The sequence below is a fragment of the Falsiroseomonas oryzae genome, assembly GCF_027856955.1.
Lineage (GTDB): Bacteria > Pseudomonadota > Alphaproteobacteria > Acetobacterales > Acetobacteraceae > Falsiroseomonas > Falsiroseomonas oryzae.
In genome coordinates this window covers 1-4,681 of sequence record NZ_JAPSMD010000416.1, presented here as the reverse complement: position 1 = coordinate 4,681, position 4,681 = coordinate 1, and the positions used below count along the sequence as shown (strand labels likewise).

7 protein-coding genes are annotated in these 4,681 nt (G+C 73.0%); 2 read left to right on the top strand and 5 right to left on the bottom strand.

The window, feature by feature from the left end:
• The 4 genes from OZN99_RS25910 to OZN99_RS25895 form a co-directional block, all read right to left on the bottom strand.
• On the bottom strand, positions 1 to 131 hold a 131-nt coding region (locus OZN99_RS25910), incomplete at its 3' end, for an SDR family NAD(P)-dependent oxidoreductase (protein WP_270938120.1).
• Complete coding sequence (locus OZN99_RS25905) at positions 128 to 862, bottom strand: SDR family NAD(P)-dependent oxidoreductase (protein ID WP_270938119.1); 735 nt, start codon at positions 860 to 862, stop codon at positions 128 to 130. The genes OZN99_RS25910 and OZN99_RS25905, both read right to left, overlap by 4 nt.
• On the bottom strand, positions 859 to 1,512 hold the full coding sequence (locus OZN99_RS25900; RefSeq protein ID WP_270938118.1) for an HAD family hydrolase: 654 nt from the start codon (positions 1,510 to 1,512) through the stop codon (positions 859 to 861). The genes OZN99_RS25905 and OZN99_RS25900 overlap by 4 nt, the downstream gene beginning before the upstream one ends.
• 43 nt (positions 1,513 to 1,555) lie before the next feature.
• The gene (locus OZN99_RS25895) at positions 1,556 to 2,149 is read right to left on the bottom strand and encodes an exopolysaccharide biosynthesis protein (protein WP_270938117.1); all 594 of its coding nucleotides are present in this window, start codon (positions 2,147 to 2,149) and stop codon (positions 1,556 to 1,558) included.
• A gap of 100 nt (positions 2,150 to 2,249) precedes the next feature.
• Between OZN99_RS25895 and serA the strand changes: the two genes are divergently transcribed.
• Together serA and OZN99_RS25885 are read left to right on the top strand one after the other, a co-directional pair.
• Positions 2,250 to 3,497 (top strand): phosphoglycerate dehydrogenase, encoded by a 1,248-nt coding sequence (gene serA / locus OZN99_RS25890; protein ID WP_270938116.1) that lies wholly within the window; start codon positions 2,250 to 2,252, stop codon positions 3,495 to 3,497.
• Positions 3,498 to 3,643: 146 nt separating this feature from the next.
• A complete protein-coding gene (locus tag OZN99_RS25885; RefSeq protein ID WP_270938115.1) occupies positions 3,644 to 4,063 on the top strand; it encodes a c-type cytochrome in 420 nt (139 codons plus the stop codon).
• Between the two features lie 23 nt (positions 4,064 to 4,086).
• On the opposite strand, the gene OZN99_RS25880 is transcribed toward OZN99_RS25885, so the two are convergent.
• Positions 4,087 to 4,266 carry an SH3 domain-containing protein gene (locus OZN99_RS25880; protein ID WP_270938114.1) on the bottom strand — a complete coding sequence of 60 codons (180 nt, stop codon included), beginning with the start codon at positions 4,264 to 4,266 and terminating at the stop codon, positions 4,087 to 4,089.
• Between the last annotated feature and the right edge of the window lie 415 nt (positions 4,267 to 4,681).

Here is a 4,681-nt window from a genome sequence, read left to right as displayed (position 1 = left end):
GCGGGCAGCGGCGCGGCAGGCGCATGGCGGGCCGCGGCGACCACCTCGTAGCCGGCGGCGGCGAGGCGCGCGGCGCAGGCCAGCCCGATGCCCTGCGTGCCGCCGGTGACCAGCGCGACGGGCGCGGTCATTCCGCGGTGGTCCCGCCATCCACCGGCATGACGATGCCGGTGACGAAGCTGGCGTGGTCGCTGGCCAGGAAGGCGACGACGGCGGCGATCTCCAGCGGGTCGGCGAAGCGCCCCAGCGGCACGGCCGCGGCATAGGCGGCCGCGCTGCCGGCGGCGTAGCGGTCCGGGTAGCGGGCGGCGAGCTCCGCGATCACCCGGCGCAGCATCGGCGTGTCGGTGCTGCCCGGCGCGATGCAGTTGAAACGGATGCGCTGCGGCGCCCAGTCCAGCGCGGCGCTGCGCGTCAGCTGCGCGATGGCGGCCTTGCTCGCGCCATAGGCCGCCGAGACGCGCTTGCCGATGAGCGCCTGGTCGGAGGCGATGTTCACCACCGCCCCGCCGCCGCCCGCGGCCATGTGCGGGATGGCCGCCTGCAGCACGGCGAAGGGCGCGAGGACATTGATGCGCAGGATGCGCTCCGCCTCCGCGATCGGCGTGTCCACCAGGTCGCCCAGCGCCGTGGCGCCGGCGTTGTTCACCACCACCTCGAGCCCGCCGAGCGCGGCGATGGCGGCTTCGACATGGCCTGGGACGGCTGCGAGGTCGCCGAGGTCCACTTCCGGCAGGTCCAGCCCCGCGACGCGGCAGCCCGACGCCTCAAGCACGCGCCGGATCGCGTCGCCGATGCCACCGCGATGCCCGGTGACCAGCGCCCTCTTGCCGGCCAGCCCCTCGATCCGCGGCACGGTCATGCCGGCAGCCCCAATGGCAGCCCCATCGCGCGGAGTTCGGCGGCCAGGGTCGGTGCGTCGCGGAAATGGTGGGCGCGCATGCCCACGGCCTCCGCGCCACGGACGTTCCTCTCGCTGTCGTCGATGAACAGGCAGCGTCCGGCCTCCAGCCCGTTGCGGTCCAGCAGCACGCGGTAGATCGCCGGGTCGGGCTTGAGCAGTCGCTCATGCGCGCTGACGACCACGTCGCGGAAGCCGCGCAGGACGGCGAAGCGCGCCTGCGCCTCGGCGAACTTCTCGGCGGAAAAGTTGGTGATGGCGTAGAGCGGCACGCCGGCGGCGCGCAGCCCCTCCAGGATGGCGACGCTGCCCTCGACCTCGCCCGGCACCATCTCGTGCCAGCGTTCGGAATAGGCGCGGATCAATGCCTCCTGCGCCGGGAAGCGCGGCACCAGATGCGCGATCGCCTCCTCCCAGCTGCGGCCGCGGTCCTGTTCGAGGTTCCAGGCATCGGTGCAGACCTCCGACAGGAAGCGCTCCATCGCCGCGGCGTCGTCGAACAGCTTGCGGTAGAGGTGGCGGGGATCCCAGCGGATCAGAACGTTCCCCACGTCGAAGACCACCGTGTCCACCGCCATCATGCCCTCCCGCCGGTGGCGGAGGATGCGCACGATCGTGGCCGGGAAGGCAAGCCGCCCGGCCTCGGCACCCCCGTCAGCCGAACAGGCCTGATACGGCCTCCGCGAGGCCGGCGCCGGCGACCAGCAGCGCCACGGTCCAGGCTGCGGCTGCCACGGCCAAGCCGTAGCCAGCCAGCACGAACAGCCCGTCGCCGCGCAGGAGGCCGAGCCCGATGGCCGCGACCGCCAGGCTCGGCAGCTGGTTGCCGAAGGGGATCGGCAGCACGATCACCGCGCCGCAGGCCACTAGCACTACACCGGTCAGCGGGCGCGGCGAGCCATGGGTGCCGACCGCCGCCGGCAGCCGGCGGCGGAGCCGCAAGCCGCAGCGCCGCAGGATTCGGAACAGACGCGCCAAGCCGTCGGCGACCTGCCGGCGCCGAAGGCTGAGGCGCCGCGCCCAGCCCGGCAGCCAGGGCCGCGCGTGACCGAGGGCGATCTGCACGCCGATCGCCGCCATCGCGATCCCGGCCGGGATGCCGGTGGGCAGCGGCACAGGGAGGAAGGCGGGCACCGCCAGCAGCAGCAGCAGCGCGCCCGCCCCGGCCATACCGAAGCGGTCGGCCAGGGTACCGAGCGCGATCGCGCCGTCCCGTGCGGCGGGGCGTGGCAGGTCCTGGGCGTGCATGACAGACACGTAATCCGACGCCGCTCCGGATCAAGCCCGCGCCCTTGCCGGCCGGCCCGGCGGCGGGCAGAACCCGCCGCCTCCCCGGGATCACGACCGCATGACCGACCGCATCTCGCTTCCGAAGGACCGCATCCGCATCCTGCTGCTGGAGGGCATCGCCGATTCCGCGGTGGAGCTGTTCGGCAGCGCCGACTACGTGACCATCCAGCGCGAGAAGCGCGCCCTGGAAGGCCAGGCGCTGATCGAGGCGGTGAAGGGCGTCCACATCCTGGGCATCCGCTCCCGTACCGAGGTGACGGAGGAGGTGCTGGAGGCCGCGGACCGGCTGATCGCCATCGGCTGCTTCTGCATCGGCACCAACCAGGTGGACCTGCGCGCCGCGGCGCGGCGCGGTGTGGCGGTGTTCAACGCCCCCTTCTCCAACACGCGCTCCGTCGCGGAGCTGACGCTGGCGGAATCGGTGATGCTGCTGCGCGGCATCGTGGACAAGTCGAACGCGGCCCACCAGGGCGGCTGGGACAAGTCGGCGGCGAATTCCTGGGAGATGCGCGGCAAGACTCTCGGCATCGTCGGCTACGGCAACATCGGCAGCCAGCTCTCGGTGCTGGCCGAGGCCTTCGGGATGCGGGTGATCTATTTCGACCACACGGGCAAGCTGCCACACGGCAATGCCCAGCCGGTGGCCAGCCTGGCCGAGCTGCTGCGCCAGGCGGATGTCGTCACGCTGCACGTGCCGGAGACGCCAGAGACCATCGGCATGATCGGCGCGGCGGAACTGGCGCAGATGAAGCCGAGCGCGATCCTGATCAACAACGCCCGCGGCACGGTGGTGGACGTGGACGCGCTGGCGGCGGCGCTGCGCGAGAAGCGCATCCTGGGCGCCGCGGTGGACGTCTTCCCGGTGGAGCCGAAGCGCAACGGCGAGGCCTTCGAATCTCCCCTTCAGGGCCTGCCCAACGTGCTGCTGACGCCGCATATCGGCGGCAGCACGGCCGAGGCGCAGGACCGCATCGGCGTGGAGGTGGCGCGCAAGCTGGTGGACTACAGCGACACCGGCGCGACGGTCGGCGCGGTGAACCTGCCGCAGGTGCAGCTGCCGGCCCGGCCCACCGGCGCCCGCTGGACCCACCTGCACCGCGACGCGCCAGGCATCCTCAGCCGGATCAACGAGAGCTTCGGCCGGCGCGGCCTCAACATCGCCGCGCAGTACTACCAAACGGATTCCGAGCTCGGCTACGTGGTGGTCGAGAGCGTGGAAGCGCGCGCCGATGCCGACGCCATCCTGGCGGAGCTGCGTGCCCTGCCCGGCACGGTGCGCGCGCGCCTGATCTACGAACGCGGCTGATCGGCGCAGCAGAGCGCCGCTCCTGGCCAGCCCTGCACTATTCTTCATGTGGCCGACAGGCCAAGCGACTTGCCCCTCCATCGGAAATTTCGGATCTTAAATATATCGGGCATCGCATCGAATGCCCGTCTGGAGGAGTGCCCGACATGACGCGAGTCCGGAAAAGCCTGCTCGCCGCCGCATGCGGCGCCGCCCTGGCAACGGCGGGGGCGGCGCAGGCGCAGCAGCCCTCGCGCGGGCAGGAGGCCTACACGCTGGCCTGCGCGCAATGCCACGGGGCGCAAGGCCGCGGCGACGGGCCGATGCGGCAGTTCCTGACCGTGCCGCCATCCGACCTGACCACGCTGCGCCAGCGCGACCCGAACCGGGAGTTCCCGTTCTATCGCGTGTTCCTGGTGGTGGATGGCCGCACACAGGTGCCGGCCCATGGCACACGCGAGATGCCGGCCTGGGGCGCCGTGTTCTCGGTGGAGGCGGGCAACCGCTTCGGTGAGTTCGGCCGCGAGACCTACATCCGCGGCCGCATCGTCGAACTGGTGAGCCACATCGAGACGCTGCAGAGGTAGCGGAGGCGCCCGGAGGGGCGCGTTCAGGGGACGGGGGCGACCAGGCTGGCGTGGATCCAGCCCCAGGGTTCCTGGTCCCCCACCTGCATCCAGCTGCCGGAACGGGCGTAGAGCCGCAGGGTGATGCCCTGCGGCACGACCCGCACCGAAGGCGTCGATATACCCGGCCCCTCGCGCACATTCGCCATGATCCGGGTCAGCACCCGGCCGATCGGGGCGGGCGCGATGGCTGCCGGAGGCGCCTCTGGCGCAGGCGGTGCCTCAGTCGTGGCCGAAGGGGCCAGGAGCGCAGGGGCCGGCGGGGATGCGGGCGGCGCAGTCGGCCCGCGCAGCGGCGTCGGCGCGGGGTCGGGACCGATGACGCGGGGCGGCGGCGGGATGGCGGGCGGCATGGCTGCCGGCAGTTCCGGGGGCTCGGGCTCCGGCACGGATCTGGACGAGGCGCCGACCGGCGGGAATGCCGGCGCCTCCGGCGCCAGCTCGACGGGAACGGGGCCAGCGGCCACGGCAGGCGCGGGCATGACCGGCACCACCGCCGGTGGGGAGGGCGGCAAGGGCAGGTCGGGCGGGACCGGCGCGGGCGGCGGGATGGCCCCAGGCGGGCCCGGTGGCGGAGCG